This window comes from Lysobacter sp. Soil_N_51 (assembly GCF_057655755.1).
Genome location: NZ_JBDGLR010000008.1, coordinates 395,090 through 415,493, shown reverse-complemented (window position 1 = coordinate 415,493; position 20,404 = coordinate 395,090). Strand labels below are relative to the sequence as shown.

17 protein-coding genes and 1 pseudogene are annotated in these 20,404 nt (G+C 68.5%); 9 read left to right on the top strand and 9 right to left on the bottom strand.

The genetic code is table 11. The features are described 5' to 3' along the window. Positions 1-697: 697 nt before the first annotated feature. Positions 698-1,912: a tyrosine--tRNA ligase gene (gene tyrS / locus AC3A4T_RS17750; RefSeq protein WP_487676566.1), complete on the bottom strand. Its 1,215-nt coding sequence runs from the start codon at positions 1,910-1,912 to the stop codon at positions 698-700. 205 nt (positions 1,913-2,117) lie between these two features. Between tyrS and AC3A4T_RS17745 the strand changes: the two genes are divergently transcribed. Next, positions 2,118-3,593: a peptidoglycan DD-metalloendopeptidase family protein gene (locus tag AC3A4T_RS17745; RefSeq protein ID WP_487676565.1), complete on the top strand. Its 1,476-nt coding sequence runs from the start codon at positions 2,118-2,120 to the stop codon at positions 3,591-3,593. 214 nt (positions 3,594-3,807) lie between these two features. Then, entirely contained in the window at positions 3,808-4,986 is a 1,179-nt protein-coding gene (locus AC3A4T_RS17740) for an anhydro-N-acetylmuramic acid kinase (protein WP_487676564.1), read from the top strand. Between the two features lie 117 nt (positions 4,987-5,103). Here AC3A4T_RS17740 and AC3A4T_RS17735 read toward each other — a convergent pair whose 3' ends face one another. From AC3A4T_RS17735 to AC3A4T_RS17725, 3 genes are all read right to left on the bottom strand, one after another. Then, entirely contained in the window at positions 5,104-5,445 is a 342-nt protein-coding gene (locus AC3A4T_RS17735) for a hypothetical protein (RefSeq protein WP_235567800.1), read from the bottom strand. A gap of 116 nt (positions 5,446-5,561) precedes the next feature. Then, positions 5,562-6,896 carry an AmpG family muropeptide MFS transporter gene (locus AC3A4T_RS17730; protein WP_487676563.1) on the bottom strand — a complete coding sequence of 445 codons (1,335 nt, stop codon included), beginning with the start codon at positions 6,894-6,896 and terminating at the stop codon, positions 5,562-5,564. A gap of 82 nt (positions 6,897-6,978) precedes the next feature. After that, positions 6,979-7,752 carry an exodeoxyribonuclease III gene (locus AC3A4T_RS17725; protein ID WP_487676562.1) on the bottom strand — a complete coding sequence of 258 codons (774 nt, stop codon included), beginning with the start codon at positions 7,750-7,752 and terminating at the stop codon, positions 6,979-6,981. Positions 7,753-7,808: 56 nt separating this feature from the next. Between AC3A4T_RS17725 and AC3A4T_RS17720 the strand changes: the two genes are divergently transcribed. The 3 genes from AC3A4T_RS17720 (at position 7,809) to AC3A4T_RS17710 (ending at position 9,849) form a co-directional block, all read left to right on the top strand. Further along, the gene (locus tag AC3A4T_RS17720; protein ID WP_487676561.1) at positions 7,809-8,372 is read left to right on the top strand and encodes a GNAT family N-acetyltransferase; all 564 of its coding nucleotides are present in this window, start codon (positions 7,809-7,811) and stop codon (positions 8,370-8,372) included. Continuing rightward, positions 8,369-9,025: an orotate phosphoribosyltransferase gene (pyrE, locus tag AC3A4T_RS17715; protein WP_487676560.1), complete on the top strand. Its 657-nt coding sequence runs from the start codon at positions 8,369-8,371 to the stop codon at positions 9,023-9,025. Before AC3A4T_RS17720 ends, pyrE begins: the two co-directional genes overlap by 4 nt. Positions 9,026-9,171: 146 nt before the next feature. Then, positions 9,172-9,849 (top strand): hypothetical protein, encoded by a 678-nt coding sequence (locus AC3A4T_RS17710; protein WP_487676559.1) that lies wholly within the window; start codon positions 9,172-9,174, stop codon positions 9,847-9,849. A gap of 879 nt (positions 9,850-10,728) precedes the next feature. Here AC3A4T_RS17710 and AC3A4T_RS17705 read toward each other — a convergent pair. The 4 genes and pseudogenes from AC3A4T_RS17705 to coaBC all read right to left on the bottom strand — a co-directional run bounded on the left by AC3A4T_RS17705 (position 10,729) and on the right by coaBC (position 15,391). After that, positions 10,729-13,044 (bottom strand): phosphomannomutase/phosphoglucomutase, encoded by a 2,316-nt coding sequence (locus AC3A4T_RS17705; protein ID WP_487676558.1) that lies wholly within the window; start codon positions 13,042-13,044, stop codon positions 10,729-10,731. 254 nt (positions 13,045-13,298) lie between these two features. Next, a complete protein-coding gene (dut, locus tag AC3A4T_RS17700) occupies positions 13,299-13,757 on the bottom strand; it encodes a dUTP diphosphatase (RefSeq protein ID WP_487676557.1) in 459 nt (152 codons plus the stop codon). A gap of 89 nt (positions 13,758-13,846) precedes the next feature. After that, entirely contained in the window at positions 13,847-14,128 is a 282-nt protein-coding gene (locus AC3A4T_RS17695) for a hypothetical protein (RefSeq protein WP_036115307.1), read from the bottom strand. 31 nt (positions 14,129-14,159) lie between these two features. Further along, positions 14,160-15,391, bottom strand: a pseudogene (gene coaBC / locus AC3A4T_RS17690) (bifunctional phosphopantothenoylcysteine decarboxylase/phosphopantothenate--cysteine ligase CoaBC). A gap of 222 nt (positions 15,392-15,613) precedes the next feature. On the opposite strand from coaBC, the gene radC reads away from it, so the two are divergent. From radC to AC3A4T_RS17675, 3 genes are all read left to right on the top strand, one after another. After that, positions 15,614-16,288 carry a RadC family protein gene (radC, locus tag AC3A4T_RS17685; RefSeq protein ID WP_487676556.1) on the top strand — a complete coding sequence of 225 codons (675 nt, stop codon included), beginning with the start codon at positions 15,614-15,616 and terminating at the stop codon, positions 16,286-16,288. A gap of 140 nt (positions 16,289-16,428) precedes the next feature. After that, positions 16,429-18,117: an arginine--tRNA ligase gene (gene argS, locus AC3A4T_RS17680; protein WP_487676555.1), complete on the top strand. Its 1,689-nt coding sequence runs from the start codon at positions 16,429-16,431 to the stop codon at positions 18,115-18,117. After that, a complete protein-coding gene (locus AC3A4T_RS17675; RefSeq protein ID WP_487676554.1) occupies positions 18,118-19,008 on the top strand; it encodes an SPOR domain-containing protein in 891 nt (296 codons plus the stop codon). Between the two features lie 58 nt (positions 19,009-19,066). Here AC3A4T_RS17675 and AC3A4T_RS17670 read toward each other — a convergent pair whose 3' ends face one another. Then, entirely contained in the window at positions 19,067-19,366 is a 300-nt protein-coding gene (locus AC3A4T_RS17670; RefSeq protein ID WP_487676553.1) for a hypothetical protein, read from the bottom strand. 121 nt (positions 19,367-19,487) lie between these two features. On the opposite strand from AC3A4T_RS17670, the gene AC3A4T_RS17665 reads away from it, so the two are divergent. After that, positions 19,488-19,901 carry a hypothetical protein gene (locus AC3A4T_RS17665; protein ID WP_487676552.1) on the top strand — a complete coding sequence of 138 codons (414 nt, stop codon included), beginning with the start codon at positions 19,488-19,490 and terminating at the stop codon, positions 19,899-19,901. Positions 19,902-20,404 lie beyond the last annotated feature (503 nt).

Here is a 20,404-nt window from a genome sequence, read left to right as displayed (position 1 = left end):
ATCTTACAGCATGTTTTCGACTCGTCAACACTTGTCGAAACCGCCGCTTTCCGCGCGTCCCGCCAACCTACAAACCGATCAGCGGGCCGCGCATCTTACAGCAATGTTTCAGGCCGTCAACACCTGCCGAAACCGCTGCTTTTGCGCGTCCCCGTCAACCAATCAACCGGTCAGCGGGGCCGCGCATTATGCAGATCTGAATAGGGCTTGGGAAGGGGTTTCGCAAAAAATGAACAGGGAATTTTTTGCACCGCATCAAAACCTATGCGGGACGGGGGTCATGGGAGGCTCGAGACCTGGTTGGCCCTCACCCCGTCCCTCTCCCGCAGGCGGGAGAGGGAGACAGGCACGGCTGTCTCTTAAGTGCTGTCGGGGAGTTTTTGCGCTGTATCGGAACCTGTGCGGGGCTAGGTTCGTGGCAGGTTCGCGACTTGGAGGGTCCTCACCCCGGCCCTCTCCCGCAGGCGGGAAAGGGAGACAGAGACGGCTCTCTCTATAAGTGCCGATGAGAGTTTTTGCGCCGCATCAGAACCTCTGCGGGACGGGCTCATGGCGGGATCGCGACGTGGCGGCCCTCACCCCGGCCCTCTCCCGCGGGCGGGAGAGGGAGACAGACACGTCTCTTTGATAAGTGCCTAGGCGGTTTTCAGGTGCGCCTGCGCAGGCGCACCCAGCTTCCCACGAATGAGGCCAGGACTCAGGTGGCGATCAGCCGCACCCGGGCGAAATTGCGCTTGCCCACCGCCAGCACGCCCTCGAAACCGGGGCCGAACACCTGCTGCGGGTCTTCCACGACGTTGCCGTCGACCTTGACCGCTCGCTCCTTGAGCTTGCGGTTGCCTTCGGCGTTGCTGGGGGTCAGGCCCGCGGCCACCAACAAGGCGGCGATCCGCAGCCCCTCGGCCGGCACGGTCACGTCGGTCAGCGGCAATGAAGAGATATCGCCCTCCCCGCGCACCGCCGCATTCCAGCCGGCGACCGCGGTTTCGGCCGCCTGCTCGCCGTGGAAGCGCGCGGCCAGTTCGCGCGCAAGGCGCAGCTTGAGGTCGCGCGGGTTGAGCTGGCCGGCCTCGATCCGGGCCTTGAGGCTCGCCGCCTCGGCGATGCCGATCTCGAAGCTCAGCAGATCGATCCAGCGCCACATCAAGACGTCGTCGATCTTCATGGTCTTGGTGACGATGTCGATCGGCGGCTCGTTGATGCCGATGTAGTTGCCCAGCGACTTGGACATCTTGTTGACGCCGTCCAGGCCTTCCAGCAGCGGCATGGTCAGCACGATCTGCGGCGGCTGGCCGTGGTGTTCCTGCAGCCCGCGGCCCATCAGCAGGTTGAACTTCTGGTCGGTGCCGCCGAGTTCGACGTCGCACTTGAGCGCCACCGAGTCGTAGCCCTGCACCAGCGGATACAGGAATTCGTGGATCGCGATCGACTGCTGGGCGGCGTAGCGCTTGGCGAAATCGTCGCGTTCGAGCATGCGCGCCACCGTGTGCTGGCCGGCCAGGCGGATCATGTCGGCGGCCGACATCTTGCCGAACCACTCGGAATTGAAGCGGACCTCGGTGCGCTCCTTGTCCAGCACCTTGAACACCTGCTCGGCGTAGGTCTCGGCGTTGGCGAGCACGTCCTCGCGGGTCAGCGGCTTGCGGGTGACGTTCTTGCCGCTGGGGTCGCCGATCATTCCGGTGAAGTCGCCGATCAGGAAGATCACCTGATGGCCCAGGTCCTGGAACTGCCGCATCTTGTTCAACAAGACGGTATGGCCGATGTGCAGGTCCGGCGCGGTCGGGTCGAACCCGGCCTTGATCCGCAGCGGGCGGCCGAGCTTGAGCCGGGCTTCGAGCTCCTCGCGCTTGAGGATTTCGTCGGCGCCGCGGGCGATCAGGTCGAGGGCTTCTTGGGTGGTGGGAGGCACGCTGTTCAAAGGCTGGACTCAAGGACGGTCCGCGAGCGACTTTTTGTTAACGCCGTCACGAATTCAGGTTAAGTGGGGGTTAAACGATTTGGTACCCGGCGGTAGTGAAAAACCCTATTCAGCTCAAGGGTTTGACGCGTACTGCTCGCGTGTCTATGGTAACGCCGCTACGCGGCCTTCACACCTCGACACGAGGGATCCATCCATGACAGTACCCGAGCAGGCTTCCAGTGTGGTCGCCGAACGACGCGAACGACTGAAAGCCTTGCGTGAAGCCGCGTTGAAACGCCCGGTGTTGGCGCGGCACATCTCCGATGGATTCAACGGCCGCTGGTCGGGCCGGCAGTGGGTGCAGGCCGGCCTGTTCGCCACCCTCGGCATGATGGTCGCCGCGATCGTTCCCGGTTTCAGCCAGTCCACCGCGTCGGTGCGCGCGCACGAGCCGCGCCAGTCGCTGGCGCTGGCGCTGCCGCCGCTGACCCTGGCGCGTCTGAAGGGCGAAACCGGCGACAGCTGGCAGCTGGTCCGGGTCAACCGCGGCCAGACCCTGGGGTCGGTGTTCAAGGACATGGACATTCCGTCCTCGACCATGCGCCAGATTCTCGAGCAGCCCGGCGCGAAAGAAGCGCTGATACGGATGAAGCCCGGCACCGAGCTGGGTTTCGACATACCGGTCAACGGCGCGCTGCGCACCTTCCGTTACGACAAGGACGACAGCCACCGGATCGAGCTGAGCCTCACCGGCGACAAGATCATCCAGAAGGTGATCGCGCGTCCGACCGAGACCCGCACCGTGGTGCTCAGCGGCAAGGTCGGCAAGTCCTTGTTCCGTTCGGCGCGCAAGGTCGGCCTGACCGCGGCCAACATCAACACCCTGACCGACGACATCTTCAAGTACGACATCGACTTCAACGAGGACGTCGGCGCCGACGATCGTTTCAGCGTCGTGGTCGAGCAGACCTGGCGCGAGGGCGAACTGCTCAGCACCGGTCCGATCCTGGCCGCGACCTTCACCAGCGAAGGCAAGCTGCACACCGGTTTCCGTTTCGATCGCGGCGGCAAGCCCGAGTACTTCACTGGCGACGGCCGGCCGCTGAAGAAGAGCTTCATCCGCATGCCGATCGCGTACGCGCGGCTGACCTCGGGCTTCGGCTCGCGCCGGCATCCGGTGCTCGGCAACATCCGCATGCACAAGGGCGTGGACTACGCCGCCGGCACCGGCACGCCGATCATGGCCGCGGGCGACGCGCGCGTGCAGTTCATCGGCTGGAAGGGCGGCTACGGCCGCGCGGTGATCCTCGATCACGGCCGCGGCTACACCACGCTGTACGGCCACATGTCGAATTTCAGCAAGGTCAAGCCGGGGCAGCGCATCGCCCAGGGCACGGTGATCGGCTACGTCGGCAGCTCGGGCTTGGCGACCGGGCCGCACCTGCATTACGAATTCCGCGTCAACGGCGTGCATCGCAATCCGCTGTCGGTGACCATGCCGCCGCCGGAGCCGCTCAGCGGCGTGGCGCTGGCGCAGTTCCGCAGCCAGACCAGCGTGGCGCTGGCGCGCATCCGCCAGGTCGAGAACGTGATCTACGCCGATGCTGGCCCGGCGCCCGCGCCGGCGCAGCAGGCGACGCCGTCGATCAAGCAGGTGGCGAAGAAGGTGGCCAAGTCGCGCAGGGCGTAAGTCCGGGCGCGTTGGCTGTCGACTGCGAAAGGCCTCTTCGGAGGCCTTTTTGCTTTTTCGGGATTGCGATTGAGTGGGTTGTCCTCTGTAGGAGCGGCGTGAGCCGCGACCGCGACATCGCGCTTGCGTCGAATGCAGGGTGTCGCGGTCGCGGCTTACGCCGCTGCTACAGTTAGTATCCAGCGATTCGTGGCATGCCTTAGGACACTGCGTCGTGGCTGATAACTCTTCGATCCCGGCGGGCACTGGCGTGGGGGAACCTGCTTCAGGCCTTTATCTTGGCCTGATCTCCGGCACCAGCGCCGACGGCATCGATGCCGCGCTCGTGCGGTTCGAACACGGCGCGGCACCGACGCGCTGCGCGCTGGTGCTCGGCCGCACCTATCCGTGGCGGGACGATCTGCGCGAACGCCTGGTCGCGCTCGGCCAGGGCGGCGATGCGCGCTCGCTGGAGGAACTGGGCACGCTCGATATCCAGGTCGCGCAGGCGTTCGCGCAGGCCGCGCTGGCGCTGCTCGACGAGGCCGGGGTCGACCCGCGCGCGGTCGCGGCGATCGGTTCGCACGGGCAAACCGTGCGCCATCGCCCGGCGGGGGCGCGGTTCGACGGCGAGCATCCGTTTACCTGGCAGATCGGCGACGGCGCGGTGATCGCCGAACGCACCGGCATCGCCACGGCCGCCGATTTCCGCCGCCGCGATGTCGCCGCCGGCGGCCACGGCGCGCCGCTGATGCCGGCCTTCCATGCCGCGCTGCTGCATTCGCCGGACGAGGATCGCGCCGCGCTGAACCTCGGCGGCATCGCCAATTTCACCCTGTTGCCTGCGCGCGGCGAAGTGCGCGGGTTCGATACCGGACCGGCCAACTGCCTGATGGACGCCTGGGCGCTGCGTCATCTGGGCCAGGCCTACGACGCCGACGGCGCGTTCGCGGCCCAGGGCGAGGTCGATCCGGCCTTGCTGGCGCGGTTGCTCGACGAGCCCTGGTTCGCCCTGCCGCCGCCCAAGAGCACCGGCCGCGAGCAGTTCCATCTGGACTGGGTCGACGCCCGCCTGAGCGGCGGCGAGCGGCCGCAGGACGTGCAGGCGACGTTGCTCGAACTCAGCGCGATCAGCATCGCCGACGCGCTGCGCGCGCATCAGCCGGCGACCACGCGAGTGCTGGCCTGCGGCGGCGGGGTGCGCAACACCGCGCTGCTGCGGCGGCTGTCGGCGCATCTGCCGGGGGCGACGGTGGAGTCGACCGAGGCGTATGGGCTGGATCCGGATTTCGTCGAGGCCATGGGCTTCGCCTGGCTGGCGCGGCAGACCGTGGCGGGGTTGCCGGGGAATCTGCCCAGCGTGACCGGGGCGCGGGGGTTGCGGGCGTTGGGGACGGTGCATCCGGCGGGTTGAGGCTGCGCGCCAGCAATCGGCGGAAGGCCGCGGTGTTTGTGTCGATGCCGGCGACCGCATTTCGACGTATGCGCGGTTGCGCGGTCGCGGCTCGCGCCGCTCCTACAGGGGGGCGGATCAGGCCGAGTCGGGGGTGCGCGGGCGGAATTCTTCCAGCAACTCCAGGCTGCTCAGATCCGGGCCGGCGCTGCGCGGTTTCGGCGCCTCCTGCGGTTCGGCGCGGCCGATCAGCGAGAAGCCCGGATCGCTGGGGATTTCCTGCAGCGCCGCGATCGCTTCCTGCAGCGCGTCGGCGTCGTGGTCGTTGAAGCGCCCGACCATTTCGGCCTCGACCACGAACAGCCCGCTTTCGATCAGATGCAGGGCGGTGCGTTGCAGACTCCAGCCGCGCGCCTCCGCGACCCGGCGCAGGCGGTCGGCCAGGATGGCATCGAGGTTGTGCAGGATGATATCGGTCACTGTCGGGCAAGTTGCCACCGTTCGCGTGTTGTTAGCAACACGAAGTTGGCCGAATCGCGTTCAGGAACACGACTTTGCTTAAACGCACGGGCACCGACGGGGTGCCCGTGCGCGGCTCACGTCGCCGACGCGATCGCCGGCGGGCGCCGTATCGCCAGCACGATGCACAACAAAAGCGCAGGAATACCGAGCACGGCGGTGCCAACGAAGAACAACGAATACGCCTCAAGCAAGCTGCGGTCGATCGCGAGGTGCTCGACCGCCACGCCCGACAGGCCTTTGAGCACCTTGCCCAGCAAGGCGTAGAACGAGCTGAGCAGCGCGTACTGGGTGGCGGTGTAGCCGATGTTGGTGAGGCTGGACATGTAGCCGACCAGGGCCACGCCGGTGTAGCCGTTGCAGAAGTTGTCGATCACCATCGCCGCGGTGAACACGCCGGTGTCGTTGCCGTGCAGAGCGAGGTAAGCGAAGGCGAGGTTGGAACCCGGGCCGAGCACCGCGCCGGCGATCAACGTCGGGATGAAACCGAACCGGACCGCGCTCAGGCCGGCCGCGGCGACGCCGGCGATGGTGGCGATCAGGCCGAACGAGCCGCGCACCTGGCCGACCAATTCCTTGTCCATGGCCAGATCGGCGTAGAACGGGTTGGCCATCGGCCCCATCAGGAAATCCGGCAGCCGGTACAGGCTGATGGTCAGCAGCATCAGCAAGGCCCAGCGGCCGTGCTCGCGGAAGAACGCCAGGAACGGGCCGACCAGCGCATCGAACAGGCCGCGCGGAGTGAACAGCGCCGGGTGCGGGGTGGCCGCGGCGAGCACGCTGGCGGCCGGTTCGCGCGCTATCAGGGTCGCCAGCACGCCCACGCCCATCAGCGCGGCCATCACGTCGTACGACAGCGCCCAGCCGGCATGCGCGGCGAGGATCAGGATCAGCGAATCGGTGACCAACAGCGCGCCGCGATAGCCCAGGGTCGCGGTCGAGGTCAGCAGCCCCTGCTGCTCGGGACTGTCCGCGCTCTCGATGCGCCAGGCGTCGATCACGATGTCCTGGGTCGACGACGCGAACGCCACCACCAGCGCCAGCGCGCCGAACACCACCAGTTGATCGATCACCAACCCGCCCAGCAGCAACTGGCCCTGACGCGGCTCGATCAGCGCCATGCCGATCAGCGCCGCCGCGGCCACGGCCTGCGACAACAGCATCCAGCCGCGCCGCCGCCCCAGCCAGCGGCCGAGCACCGGCGCGTCGAGCTTGTCGATCAGCGGCGCCCACAGGAATTTCAGCGAGTACGCCAGCCCGACCCAGGACAAAAAACCGATCGTCGACAACTCGATGCCGTTCTCGCGCATCCAGTAACCGAGCGTGTTGCCGACCAGGTAGATCGGGATGCCCGAGCTGAAGCCGAGCAGCAGCATCACCAGCACCTTGGGCTGGCGCAGATTGCTCAACACCCGCCGCCAGCCCGCCGAACGAGGCGGCGCCGGTGCCGGCGAAGGCGCCGACGGATCCGCCGACACCCCGGCCCGGCCGGACTCAGACGTCATAGTCGACGGAGAACGGGGCGTGGTCGGAGAAGCGTGGGTCTTTCAGAATCGAGCAGGCGCGCAGCTTGTCGCGCAGACCCGGGGTGGCGAGCTGGTAATCGATGCGCCAACCCACGTCGTTGGCGCGCGCGGCGCCGCGGTTGCTCCACCAGGTGTAGTCCTGGCGGTCGGGATGCAGCGCGCGGTAGGTGTCGACCCAGCCGCTGTCCTCGGCGCACATGCCGTTGAGCCAGTCGCGCTCGGGCGGCAGGCAGCCGGAGTTCTTCTGGTTGCTGGTCCAGTTCTTGATGTCCAGGCGGCTGCGCACGATGTTCCAGTCGCCGCACAGCACGTACTCGCGGCCGCTGGCCAGCCACTGGTCGAGGATGGGCTTGAGCCAGTCCATGACCTCGAACTTGAAGCCCTGGCGCAGCTCGCCCGAGGACCCGGACGGGATGTAGAACGAGACCACGCTGAGGTTGCCGAAACGCGCCTCGATATAGCGGCCCTCGTCGTCGAACGGCGCCCAGCCCAGCGCGGTGCGGACCTCGTCGGGCTCGCGCTTGGCGTAGATCGCCACGCCGCTGTAGCCCTTCTTGGTGATCGCGTCGCGGAAGTACGCGCGGTAGCCGTCGGGCAGGAACGCCGGGCCGGTGAGCTGATGCTCCTGGGCCTTGGTCTCCTGGATGCACAGCACGTCGGCGTTCTGGGTCTTGAACCAGTCGAAGAAGCCCTTGGTCGCTGCGGAACGCAGGCCGTTGGCGTTGAAACTGATGATGCGCATGCGCGCTCCGGGGCACGAAGTGCGCACGATCATAGCAACGGCCGGGCGCGGGTATCATGCCCGGCATGACCGTGGCGACCGACGTTTCCAGCCCAGCCCTGGCGCGCGTGTGCGTGTGCGTGGTCTCGCCGATGCTGGCGCCGGCGGTGCGCGCGCTGCAGGTCGCGCCCGAGCAACTGCAATACGTCGGTCAGACCGCCTACAACCTCGAACAGACCCGCCTGGACCGCCACAGCGAAGCCATGGCGGTGCTGGCCGGCGAGCGCGTGGTCGGCTTCTACCGGCTGGACTTCAGCGTCACCGCGATCGCCGGCCGCCCGCTCGGCGAACCCAGCGTGGGCCTGCGCGCCTACGTCATCGACCAGCGCGAGCAAGGCCGCGGCTACGGCACCGCGGCCATGCGCGCCTGCGCCGAGGATCTGCGCCGCCGCTATCCCGAGCGCCGCCTGCTGGCGTTGACGGTGAACGTGCGCAACCGCGCTGCCTACGCCGTCTACCTCAAGGCCGGTTTCGCCGACACCGGCGAGCTGTACCACGGCGGATCGGCCGGCCCGCAGCACCTGATGCTGCTGCGGCTGGCGCCCGCCGTCCCTTCTTCCCCCACTGCCCCGACCCCATGACCGACCATCGCACCCGCTTTCTTCAGCTCGCCCTGCAGGCCGACGCCCTGCGCTTCGGCGAATTCACCCTCAAGTCCGGGCGGGTCAGCCCGTACTTCTTCAACGCCGGGCGCTTTGATTCGGGCGCCGCGCTGGCCGGCCTGGCCAGCTGCTATGCCGACGCGATCGAGGCCCATGGCCTCGACTTCGATCTGCTGTTCGGCCCGGCCTACAAGGGCATTCCGCTGGCGACCGCGCTGGGCTGCGAGTACGCGCGCCGCGGCCGCGACCTGCCGCTCGCGTTCAACCGCAAGGAAGCCAAGAGCCACGGCGAGGGCGGGATGCTGATCGGCGCGCCGCTGGCAGGGCGGCGGGTGCTGATCGTCGACGACGTGATCACCGCCGGCACCGCGATCCGCGAAGCGCTGGGGTTGATCGGCGAGGCTGGCGGCACGGTCGCCGGCATCGTCATCGCGCTGGACCGGCAGGAAGCCGTGAACCCTGCACAATCCCGACGCTCGGCGGCAGAAACTGTCGCAATCGAACACGCGCTGCCGGTGATCGCGATCGCCAGCCTCGACGACCTGCTCGGGTTCACCGGCGACAGCGCGCAGTTCTCCGACCAACGCGAGCGCCTGCTCGCCTACCGCGCGGCGTACGGTCGCGGCGACTGATCGCCGCCCAGGCCGGGCCGGCGGGCCGGCACGCGCGTTGGGCGCGACGAATCGTGATGCGGGCCTCGTTCGAAAAGCGGATCATGGCCCGACTCTTGCTTGATGCTTGGTCGACAGATCGCAGCATTCGAAGGCGGAACCGCGACATGAACGCAACCCACTCCCTGATCGCCGGCGCGCTGCTGCTCGCGCTGGCCTCGCCGTTCGCCGCGCTGGCCCAGTCCAACGCGAAGAAGCCCAACGCGCAGGCGCAAGCCTCCAAGAAGCTGTACTGCTGGAACGAAGACGGCCGCAAGGTCTGCGGCGACGCCCTGCCCGCGCACGCGGTCGACAGCGCGCGTACCGAGATCAGCGCCAAGAGCGGCATGGCCACCGCGCGCGTCGACCGGGTCCTGACCGGCGAGGAGCGCGCCGCGGCCGAACAGGCCGCGCGCGAAGCGCGCAGCGCGGCCCTGGCGGTCGAAGCGAGCAAACGCCGCGACCGCGCCATGGCCGAGTCCTATGCCACCGAGCAGGACCTGCGCAATTCGTTCCAGGAGCGCATCGTGTTGCTGGACGAAACCGTCAAGGCCTCGCAATTCGGCATCGCGGGCCGCCGCCAGGCCCTGCTGAGCCTGCTGCGCAAGGCCGGCGAAGCCGAGCTCAGCGGCAAGCCGGTCGGCAAGACCCTGGCCGAGAACATCCGCGGCCAGCACGACGAGCTGCTGCACCAGCAGGAAGTGCTCAAGCAGCAAGTGCTCGAACGCAGCCTGGCCGACCAGGACCTGACCGCGGCGCTGGAGCGCTATCACGCGCTGAAATCGCGGGCGCCGGGCGGCGGTTGATCGCCGATTCCGGACAGGCCGCGACCGGCCTGGACCGCGGGCGCAGCATGCACAACGCCGCGGATTACCGCGGCGTTGTTGTTTCCGGACCGAGCGTGCTCCCGCGCCGTGCCGTAGAGAGGTGCGGGCCTTGGGACGCCGCTCCTGCAGCGACCTATGCCACGGACAAGCCCCTGTAGGAGCGGCATGAGCCGCGACCGCGCAAGCTGCCGATAGCGGCGCGGGTATCGAGGTGTCGCGGTCGCAGCTTGCGCAGCTCCTACCGTCGGGAACTAACTGGCGATGCTTATGCAAGAACGGCGTAGCCACCATCAAGCGCAGCAATGGAGGCCCAATCGCTCGCGAGGCGCGAGCCGCCGGGGACAAGGGCGACGCATGCCTCGGCCAAGCCCCTGTAGGAGCGGCGTAAGCCGCGACCGCGCAAACTGCCGATAGCGGCGCGGGTATCGAGGCGTCGCGGTCGCAGCTTGCGCAGTTCCTACCGTCGGGAACTCACTGGCGACGCTCGTGTAAGAACGGCGTAGCCACCATCAAGCGCAGCACAGTGGAGGCCCAATCGCTCGCGAGGCGCGAGCCGCCGAGGACAAGGGCGACGCATGCCACGGACAAGCCCCTGTAGGAGCGGCGTAAGCCGCGACTGCGCAAGCTGCCGATAGCGGCGCGGGTATCGAGGTGTCGCGGTCGCAGCTAACGCAGCCCCTACAGTCGGGAACTCACTGGCGACGCTCGCGTAAGAACGGCGTAAGTCATCAGCAAACGCAACAGGGGCCGATCGCCGACAAATCGACGGCTTTCCAACCTCAACGCAAAACGCCGCGGCTTGAAGCCGCGGCGTTTTGTTTTTCGCACGATCCGGACCGAACGACGATCCGGCCGCACTCAGAACGGCAGCTTCAGATCCGGCTTGATCGCATGCAACTGGGTGCGGAACGCGTCCTGGATGCGCGCCATCGCTTCGTGGCTGTCGGCGTCGAAGCGCATGACCAGGATCGGGGTGGTGTTGGAGGCGCGCACCAGGCCCCAGCCGTCCGGGTAATCCACGCGCAGGCCGTCGATGGTCGACAGGCGCGCGCCTTCGAACGAGGCCTCGTTGCGGAAGCGCTCGACGAAGCTGTGCGGGTCGCCATCGGGCGCGTCGACCTTGATCTCCGGGGTCGAGATGCCGTTGGGCAGCGCGTTGAGCGTTTCGGTCGCGGTCTGCGGCTGCGCGGCGAGAATCTCGAGCAGACGCGCGGCCGAGTAGATGCCGTCGTCGAAGCCGTACCAGCGCTCCTTGAAGAAGAAGTGGCCGCTCATCTCGCCGGCCAGTTCGGCGTCGGTTTCGCGCATCTTGGCCTTGATCAGCGAATGCCCGGTCTTCCACATCAGCGGGCTGCCGCCGTGGCGCAGGATGTGCCCCGGCAGGCGGCCGGTGCACTTCACGTCGTAGATGATCATCGCGCCCGGATTGCGTTCGAGCACGTCGGCGGCGAACAGCATCAGCAGACGGTCGGGGAAGATGTTCTGGCCGTCTCGGGTGATCACGCCCAGGCGATCGCCGTCGCCGTCGAAGGCCACGCCGAGGTCGGCGTCCAGGCGCGCGACCATCTTGATCAGGTCGACCAGGTTGTGCGGCTCGCTCGGATCGGGGTGATGGTTGGGGAACTCGCCGTCGATTTCGCAATACAGCGGAGTCACCTCGGCGCCGATCGCGGCCAGCACGCGCGGGCCGATGTCGCCGGCCACGCCGTTGCCGGCATCGACCACCACCTTGAGCGGGCGGTCGATCTGGATGTCGGAGGCGATGCGCTGGACGTAGTCCTCGGAGATGTCGCGCTGGGTCAGCGTGCCCGGCTCGGCCGCGGTGTGCAGACGGCCGCCGACGATGCGCTGGAACAGATCGGTGATGGCCGCGCCCGACAGGGTCTCGCCGCCGACCACGACCTTGAAGCCGTTGTAGTCCGGCGGGTTGTGACTGCCGGTGACCGACACGCACGAACCCGCGCGCAGGTGGTACGCGCCGAAGTAGATCACCGGGGTCGGCGCCATGCCGATGTCGATCACGTTGCGGCCGGCCTTGCGCAGGCCGGCGATCAGGCCCTCGATCATGGCCGGACCGGACAGGCGGCCGTCGCGGCCGACCACGATCTCGGTCAGGCCCTGGTCGTGCATGACCGAGCCGATCGAATGGCCGATGAGTTCGGCGATGCCCGGGTCGAGGCTCTGCCCGACCACGCCGCGAATGTCGTAGGCGCGGAAGATGCCGCCGTCGATGGAGACTGCGCGGGGCGCAGCGGTGGAGTTTTCAGTCACGTTTCCTGCCAAAAGATCCAGCGGTGAGGCGCTCATGGTTTCAGCCAGCGTCTGAACCGGGCCTTCATCCTCGACCGGCGCGGCCGCGCGGCCCAGGCGCTGACGCACCCGGATCAGCACGAACGCGAGCAGGGCCAGCACCACCGCGGCGATGAAGCACGGCAACGCGCCCAGGCCGAGCGGGCCGCCGGCGATGTCCGGCACCGCCGCGGCCACGCGCAGGTCGCTGCCGGGAATCTTCGCCGCCATCGCTTCGGCGCCGTTGCCCAGCGCGGTGTCGCCGCGCTCGATCACGCTGAAACCGCCCTGGCGCAGGGCCAGGTAACTGCTGCCGTCGACGTCGGCCTTCTCGATGCCGTCGCTGACGCGCTGCAGCGGCAGTTGCACATAAGCCACCGCGACCAGTTGCTCGCCCACGCGCGCCGGCGCGGCCAGCGCCAGCACCGGCTTGCCGGCGTCACGCACGATCGCCGCCATCGGCTTGTCGGCGACGATCGCCGCTTCCATCGCCCCGAGCCGGCCGTAGCCGCCCTTGGGCAGTTGCGCGTAATCGCTGGCCAGATCGATCGGCAGCACCACCACGGCCTTGGCGCCGGGCCAGTTCTTGGTCAGCGCGGCGGCCGCGGCCGGGTAGTCGCCGGCCTGCAGCGCGGCCTGGGTTTCGGCCGCTTCGAGGCGGTCGCGCAGGCGCTTGTGCTCGACCCCGAGCGCATCGTGCGCGGCGGCGACGGCGTTGTCGCGGACGCGGCTGAGGTCGCTGCGGCGCGAGGAATCCAGATGCTGCTGCACGCCGGCCCAGCCCAGCCACAGCGCCAGCAGCTCGCACAGCACCGCCAGGGGCAACAGCACCGGCTTGAGTTGCGCCGCCGATACCTGCGGCTTTTCTAACTTGATATCCACCATTGCCAAAGCCCCTTCCCCAATTCGATACGTGCGTCGCCGACGCTTGCCATCAAGCCGACCCGATCCGGTTCGACGAAATCCGAGGCGCCCAGTCTGCACTGTAAGACGCCCGCGGTTTCGCCGACTGCGCCTCGCCGCGCGGATTGTGCGTGGCGACTCCACGGCCATGCGCGTGGATTGCGCTGATGACTCGCGCCGACGATTCCCGGTGATTACCTAGCACGATGCGTGCCAGGGTCACCTCGATTCCGCCTTCAACGCAGACCGGTGTGTCCGAAACCACCGTCGCCGCGGTGGCTGGCTTCGAATTCCTCGACCACCTGCAAGCTCGCGCGCACGATCGGCAGCACCACCAGTTGGGCGATGCGGTCGCCGGGCTGGATCGTGAATGCCTCGCGGCCGCGATTCCACAGGCTGATCAACAACGGCCCCTGGTAGTCGGCATCGATCAGGCCGGTGCCGTTGCCGAGCACGATGCCGTGCTTATGGCCCAGGCCCGAGCGCGGCAGGATCACCGCGCACAGGGTCGGGTCGCCGAGATGGATCGCCAGCCCCGACGGCACCAGCGCCGCGTCGCCCGGGTGCAGCGCCAGCGACTGATCCAGCGCCGCGCGCAGGTCCAGCCCGGCGCTGGCTTCGGTGGCGTAAGCCGGCAGCGGCCATTCGCCGCCGTAGCGGCTGTCGAGGAGTTTGAGTTGCAGGCTGTGGTTCATCAGATCGAAGCGTCCGGACGAAAGAAAGAGAAGCGGGCCGGTCGCGAGCGTCCCGCGCGCGATCGTCATCGGCCAATCGCCGCGCCGACTCAGCGCGGCGAGGCGAGGTCCTGCGCGACCACCAATTGCCTGAGTTCGGCTTCGCCGGCGGAAAACCGGTTCATGTCGTACACCAGATAGACCGAGCCGCGGTTCGGCACGCTCTCGAAGCCGATCGCCGGCAGCACCTGGTCGTGCCGGTCGAGCGCGCGCACCAGCCGGTGGCAATAGGTCTTGGCCGGGCCCTTGAGCCCGTGCACCGCGGCGTAGCCGTCGCGCAGGACCGCATGGACCGCGTCGAGCACGTTGTCGGTGGTGCTGAAAATCGTCATGGCCGCCTGCGTTTAGGTGAGTACACGTCGCTCAGGCCGGCCAACGGGTGAGGATCAGATCGAGCAGTTGATCGGCCAGCTGGGTCTTGGGCGCCGGGCCGAGCGCGAGCGCGCCGTCGGCCCAGAACACGGTCAGCGCGTTGTCGTCGCTCTCGAAGCCGCTGCCGGCGACGCCGACGCGGTTGGCGGCGATCATGTCGACCCGCTTCTTTTCCAGTTTGCCGCGCGCGTAGAACTCGACGTCGTGGGTCTCGGCGGCGAAACCGACCACCAGGGTCGGACGCTGCGCATGCACGGCGACTTCGGCCAGGATGTCGGGCGTGCGCACCAGTTCCAGGGTGAGCTGCTCGTCCTTCTTCTTGATCTTGCCCGGCGCGACCTGCGCCGGCGCGTAGTCGGCGACCGCGGCCGCGCCGATGTAGGCATCGGCCGGCAGCGCGGCGATCACCGCCTCGCGCATCTGCCGCGCCGAACGCACGTCGATGCGCTCGAGCCCGGCCGGGGTCGGCAGCGACACCGGGCCGGCGACCAGCACCACCTGCGCGCCGCGGCGCGCCGCGGCTTCGGCGATCGCGAAGCCCATCTTGCCGCTGCTGCGGTTGCCGATGAAACGCACCGGGTCGATGTCTTCGAAGGTCGGGCCGGCGCTGACCACGATCCGGCGGCCGGACAGGCTGGCCGCGCTCATGCCGGCGCTCCGGCGAGCGCGGTCACGATCTCGTGCGGTTCCAGCAGCCGCCCCGGACCGGATTCGGGTTCGGCCATGCGGCCTTCGGCCGGACCGAGAAACTGCACGCCGCGGCTGCGCAGGGTGGCGACATTGGCCTGGGTGGCCGGGTGACCCCACATGCGGTGATTCATCGCCGGAGCGACCGTCACCGGCGCCTCGGAGGCCAGGCACAGGGTGCTGATCAGGTCGTCGGCGAAGCCGTGGGCGAGCTTGGCGATCATGTCGGCGGTGGCCGGCGCGATCACGATCCGCTGCGCCCAGCGCGCCAGTTCGATATGGCCCATCGCCAGCTCGGCCGCGTCGTCCCACAGCGAGGTCCGCACCGGATGGCCGGACAAGGCCTGGAAGGTCGCGGTGCCGACGAAGCGGGTCGCGTTTTCGGTCATCGCCACGCGCACCTGCGCGCCGGCGTCCTGCAGTCGCCGGACCAGATCGGCGGCCTTGTACGCGGCGATGCCGCCGCAGACGCACAGCAGGATGCGCTGGTCGCGCAGCGGCGGGTTGGGATCGTGCGGGATGGGATCGGGCGCCATGGTCGGCCGGTACGTCTCGGGTGCTTGCTCGGGTGCGTGCCTGGTACTTCTCGTCGCGGTCGTTGCAGGATCTGCGCGTTCCGTCGGCACGTTCCGAGGCGGCGCGTGGTGCGCTCGCGACGTCGGCCGGCAAATCCCTACACCCGCTCGGGGCTCTAGCTTACCCGATGGCCCTGTCCGCCCCGATGCCGGCCGCCGCGACCGGGCTTGCACGATGCGGCCATGAGAATCCACGAATGGCCCAGCGCGGAACGGCCGCGCGAAAAACTCCTCGCCCACGGCGCCGGCTCGCTGTCGGATGCCGAACTGCTGGCGCTGATCCTCGGCTCGGGCCTGCGCGGCTTCGACGCGGTCGGCACCGCGCGCCAGTTGCTGAGCGAGCACGGCCCGCTGCGCGACCTGCTGGAGCAGCCGCCGGCCAAGCTGATGCGCATGCGCGGGATCGGCTCGGCCCGCGCCTGCACCCTCAAATCGGCGCTGGAACTGGCCGCGCGCTGCCTGCGCGCCGACCTGGAGCGCGGCAGCGCGCTGACCGACCCCGATTCGGCCGGACGCTACTTCGCCCAGCACCTGCGCGGCCGCCCGCAGGAAGTGTTCGCGGTGCTGTACCTCAACAGCCGCCACAACGTGATCGGCTTCGAGGAGCTGTTCCACGGCACCATCAACGGCGCCGAAGTCCACCCGCGCGAGGTCGCGCGCCGCGCCCTGCAGCGCAACGCCGCGGCGGTGATCGTCGGCCACAACCACCCCAGCGGCAACGCCGAACCCAGCCAGGACGACCGCAACGTGACGATCCGGCTCAAGCAGGCGCTGGCCCTGATCGACATCCGCCTGCTGGATCATTTCGTGGTCGGCGACGGCCCGCCGGTATCGATGGCGGCGCGCGGATGGGTGTGAGGGCCAGGAACGAGTTCAGAGGAGTGAGAAGTGAGTAAAAGCACCAGGGCCGGGCTTTTACTCACTCCTCACTCCTCTGCACTCACTTCTGCTCTAAAATCCCGGGTCCCGTAGCACCCTGCGAATCGCGAAGTCCCCCTGTGAAAGCCACTCTCCATGCGCTCGTCGCGCAGGCCATCGACGCCCTGCGCGCCGCCGGCACCCTGCCGGCCGACCTGTCCACGCCCGATTTCGTGATCGAGCGTCCCAAGAGCCGCGCCCAGGGCGATTTCTCGACCAACGCCGCGATGCTGCTGGCCAAGCCGGCGCGCAGCAACCCGCGCGAGATGGCGCAGAAACTGGTGGATGCGTTGCCGGCCAACACCGACATCGCCCAGGTCGAGATCGCCGGCCCGGGCTTCATCAACTTCCACGTCGACGAAGCCGCCTGGCGCCGCCAGATCGGCGAGGTGTTCGCCCAGGGCGCCAACTACGGCCGCAACACCGGCGGCGCCGGCCATCGCGCCGGAGTCGAGTACGTGTCGGCCAATCCGACCGGCCCGCTGCACGTCGGCCACGGCCGCGCGGCGGTGATCGGCGACTGCATCGCGCGCGTGCTCGACGCCAACGGCTGGGACGTCACGCGCGAGTTCTACTACAACGACGCCGGCGTGCAGATCAACAACCTGGCCATCTCCACCCAGTTGCGCGCGCGCGGCCTCGCGCCGGGCGACGAGGGCTGGCCGGACAACGCCTACAACGGCGACTACATCGGCGACGTCGCCCGCGCCTACCTCGACGGCGCCACGGTCGAATTCGAAAACCACCGCGTCACCGGCAAGGGCGACATCGACGACCTCGACGCGATCCGCCAGTTCGCCGTGGCCTACCTGCGCCGCGAACAGAACGCCGACCTGGCGGCCTATGGCGTCAGCTTCGACGTCTACTTCCTGGAAAGCTCGCTGTACGAGCAGGACAAGGTCGAGGAGACCGTGCGCGAGCTGGTCGCCCACGGCCACACCTACGAAGAAGGCGGCGCGCTGTGGCTGCGCAGCACCGACTTCGGCGACGACAAAGACCGGGTGATGCGCAAGTCCGACGGCACCTACACCTACTTCGTGCCCGACGTCGCCTACCACCTGAGCAAGTGGCAGCGCGGCTACGAACGCGCGATCACCGAGCTGGGTTCGGATCACCACGGCTCGCTCGCGCGCGTGCGCGCCGGCCTGCAGGCGCTCGATGTCGGCATCCCGCAAGGCTGGCCCGAGTACGTGCTGCACCAGATGGTCACGGTGATGCGCGGCGGCGAGGAAGTGAAGCTGTCCAAGCGCGCCGGCAGCTACCTGACCCTGCGCGACCTGATCGACGAAGCCGGCCGCGACGCGGTGCGCTGGTTCCTGGTCGCGCGCAAGCCCGATTCGCAGCTGACCTTCGACATCGACCTGGCGCGTTCGCAGTCGCTCGACAATCCGGTCTACTACGTGCAGGTCTCGCATGCGCGCATGTGCGGCCTGATGCGCCAGCTGGCCGAGCGCGGCCTGTCCTACGACCCGGCCCACGGCCTGGCCCAGCCGCTGGACCTGAACGACGCCGCCGCGCATGAGTTGATCGTGACCCTGCTGCGCTACCCGGACGTGGTGGCGGTGGCCGGGCGTGACCTGGAACCGCACCAGATCGCCGGTTTCCTGCTCGAGTTGGCGCAGACCTTCCAGACGTATTACAACGATCATCAGTTCCTGGTCGACGACGCCAACCAGCGCCACGCGCGCCTGGTGCTGGCGATGGCGACCCGCCAGGTGCTCGCGAACGGTCTGGCGCTATTGGGGATCGACGCCCCGGAGGTGATGTAAGTGGCAGCACGACGCGGCAAATCGCAGGCCAAGCGCAACAACCAGAACAACGACAGCCTGCCCGGTTGGGCCTGGGGCGTGCTCGGCCTGTTGCTGGGCGTGGTGGTGATCCTGGTCGCCCCGAAATTCCTCAAGGCCGACGGCGGCGACGGCTTCTTCCGTCCGCAACCCAATCCCGACGCGCAGCCCGCTGCGGTCACCGCCGACGAAGAATCGGTCGCGCCCGAGGGCAACAGCGCCGCCAGGCCCGCGGCCAAGACCGACGGCAAGAACGGCAAGCCCGACAAGGGCGACAAGGAAGGCCCCGGCTACGACTTCTACACCCTGCTGCCGGGCAAGGAAGTCGAGATGAGCGACGCCGAACTCGCCGCCACCGAGGCCGCCGAGGCACAGCGCCGCGCCGCGCAGCAACGCAAGAATCCGCAGCCGGCCGCCGTGGCCGCCACGCCCGCCGCCAACACGGCCGCGGCGACTCCGGTGGCCACCGCGCCGGCCACCGCCAGCCTGCCCAGGCCGGTCGACACCATCGCCCCGCCGCCGTCGCAACCGACCACGGCGCCGACCCAGGTCGCCAGCGCGACCCCGCCGCCCAGCGTGACCCCGAAGCCGCCGACCGTGGCCGCGACCCAGAGTCCGGCCGCGGCCGCGGCGAACGACAACACCAGTTACGTGCTTCAGGCCGGCGCGTTCCAGGCCTCGGGTCAGGCCGAGGAAATGAAGGCCAAGATCGCGATGCTCGGCCTGGGCGCGCGGGTCGAATCGGCGCAGATCAGCGGCAAGACGGTGTACCGCGTGCGCATGGGGCCATACGGCACCGCCGGCGACCTCGCCGACGCCAAGCGCAAGCTCGCCGACAGCGGTTTGCCGGGCATGGCCGTCAAGGTTCAGTAAGCCGCCCACGCGGCGTCTGGATGTCATCAAAACACCGGGCCACGCGCCCGGCTTTTTGTTACCTGGCGATCGGTGGCGATCGCGACGACGCGATGGTCTCCGGCGCGACCGCGCGCGAAGTTTGCAATCGCGACCAGGTGGCGGTGGCGGTGGCGGCCATCGCCATCGCCATCGCCATCGCCATCGATTTTTCGCCGTGCCAGCGTCCGGCAATGTGCCCGTTCGGCATGCGCATAAATACCGCGCTCCCGCGTTCATCCACCGCATGCGTGCCCAGCAGCGGGCCTTCTCGAAAACCGGCGATTCGAGACCCACGATGGCGGCGCAGAACGCAACCCATACGCCCGATTGAACGCAACCGCGCGTCGGCTCAGCGCTGCCTTCCGGTCGGGTCGGCGGCGACAGCGCGACGCCGGTCACCCTGCGTCGCGCGCGCGGCGAAGTAGACTGCGGCGGCTAATGAAGTCGTTGGGGAACGGATGGACAAGCGCATTCTTCTGGGCTGCCTGAGCGCGGCGGGCATGTTGTTGCTGTTCGGCATCTTCACCAAATACCTCGGTCTGGATTCGCGCCAGGCGGTCCAGACCGGCCTGGGGGCGATCCCCTTGATCGACGTATTCGCCGCCCTGATCGCGATGGGCATCGGCGGCGCGATCGCGCGTCACGCGCATTTCCGCTGGGTCGCGCTGCTGCTGATGGTGGCGATGTGGAGCCTGACCCTGTTCACGATCGTGTCGATGGCGATGCCCGACAGCCCGGTGCCGATGCGCACGATGGGGGGCGCGTTGCGCTACAACGCACTGGCGATCGTGTTGAGCCTGTCGGCGGCATTCGGCGGTGCTTTGCTGGGGGAGCGGATCATGCGGCGGAGTAAGGGGTTCGCTACTCGCTGATCGGCCTTCTGCGGCGGCTTGCACGGAGTGGAATTTCTCGAAGCGCGGCGGATCGGCGCTTCTGGTTCCGTAACCGCCAACCGGCTATTTCGCCTGAAACCATAAGACAGGACTCGGTTGGCCATCGCACCAACGAAATCACCCCTACCTCGCACCCATAGATTCTCACTACCGATCATGCGACCGCGCGCGGTCCGGCCGCAGCCCCTGTAGGAGCGGCGCGAGCCGCGACCGCGCCATTACGTCAATGACGATGCCTGCGTCGCAGTTGCATTCCCGCGGTCGCGGCTCCCGCCGCTCCTACAGGGAGGCGATGCAACTTTTGCTCGGGCTTGAAGCCGCGCAGTTCATCCAGCGCCGCGGCGCTTTTAACTCGCGCTAGCAAAAGCACACCGGCCTACGGCAAGGCGCACTCCATGCGCCCTCGGGACATGGACGGCCCAGGTAACGCAGCCCGCATCTGCTCCGCACGCGCACGCACGCACGCACGCGCGGGCGGCGAG

Bases quoted from the DNA above. Each gene is read 5' to 3' on its own strand.
- AC3A4T_RS17695 (WP_036115307.1), bottom strand. From the start codon at position 14,128: ATGACGATTTTCAGCACCACCGACAACGTGCTCGACGCGGTCCATGCG.
- pyrE (WP_487676560.1), top strand. From the start codon at position 8,369: ATGACCGACCATCGCACCCGCTTTCTTCAGCTCGCCCTGCAGGCCGAC.
- AC3A4T_RS17720 (WP_487676561.1), top strand. From the start codon at position 7,809: ATGCCCGGCATGACCGTGGCGACCGACGTTTCCAGCCCAGCCCTGGCG.
- dut (WP_487676557.1), bottom strand. From the start codon at position 13,757: ATGAACCACAGCCTGCAACTCAAACTCCTCGACAGCCGCTACGGCGGC.
- AC3A4T_RS17725 (WP_487676562.1), bottom strand. From the start codon at position 7,752: ATGCGCATCATCAGTTTCAACGCCAACGGCCTGCGTTCCGCAGCGACC.
- AC3A4T_RS17705 (WP_487676558.1), bottom strand. From the start codon at position 13,044: ATGGTGGATATCAAGTTAGAAAAGCCGCAGGTATCGGCGGCGCAACTC.
- AC3A4T_RS17710 (WP_487676559.1), top strand. From the start codon at position 9,172: ATGAACGCAACCCACTCCCTGATCGCCGGCGCGCTGCTGCTCGCGCTG.
- AC3A4T_RS17745 (WP_487676565.1), top strand. From the start codon at position 2,118: ATGACAGTACCCGAGCAGGCTTCCAGTGTGGTCGCCGAACGACGCGAA.
- AC3A4T_RS17665 (WP_487676552.1), top strand. From the start codon at position 19,488: ATGGACAAGCGCATTCTTCTGGGCTGCCTGAGCGCGGCGGGCATGTTG.
- radC (WP_487676556.1), top strand. From the start codon at position 15,614: ATGAGAATCCACGAATGGCCCAGCGCGGAACGGCCGCGCGAAAAACTC.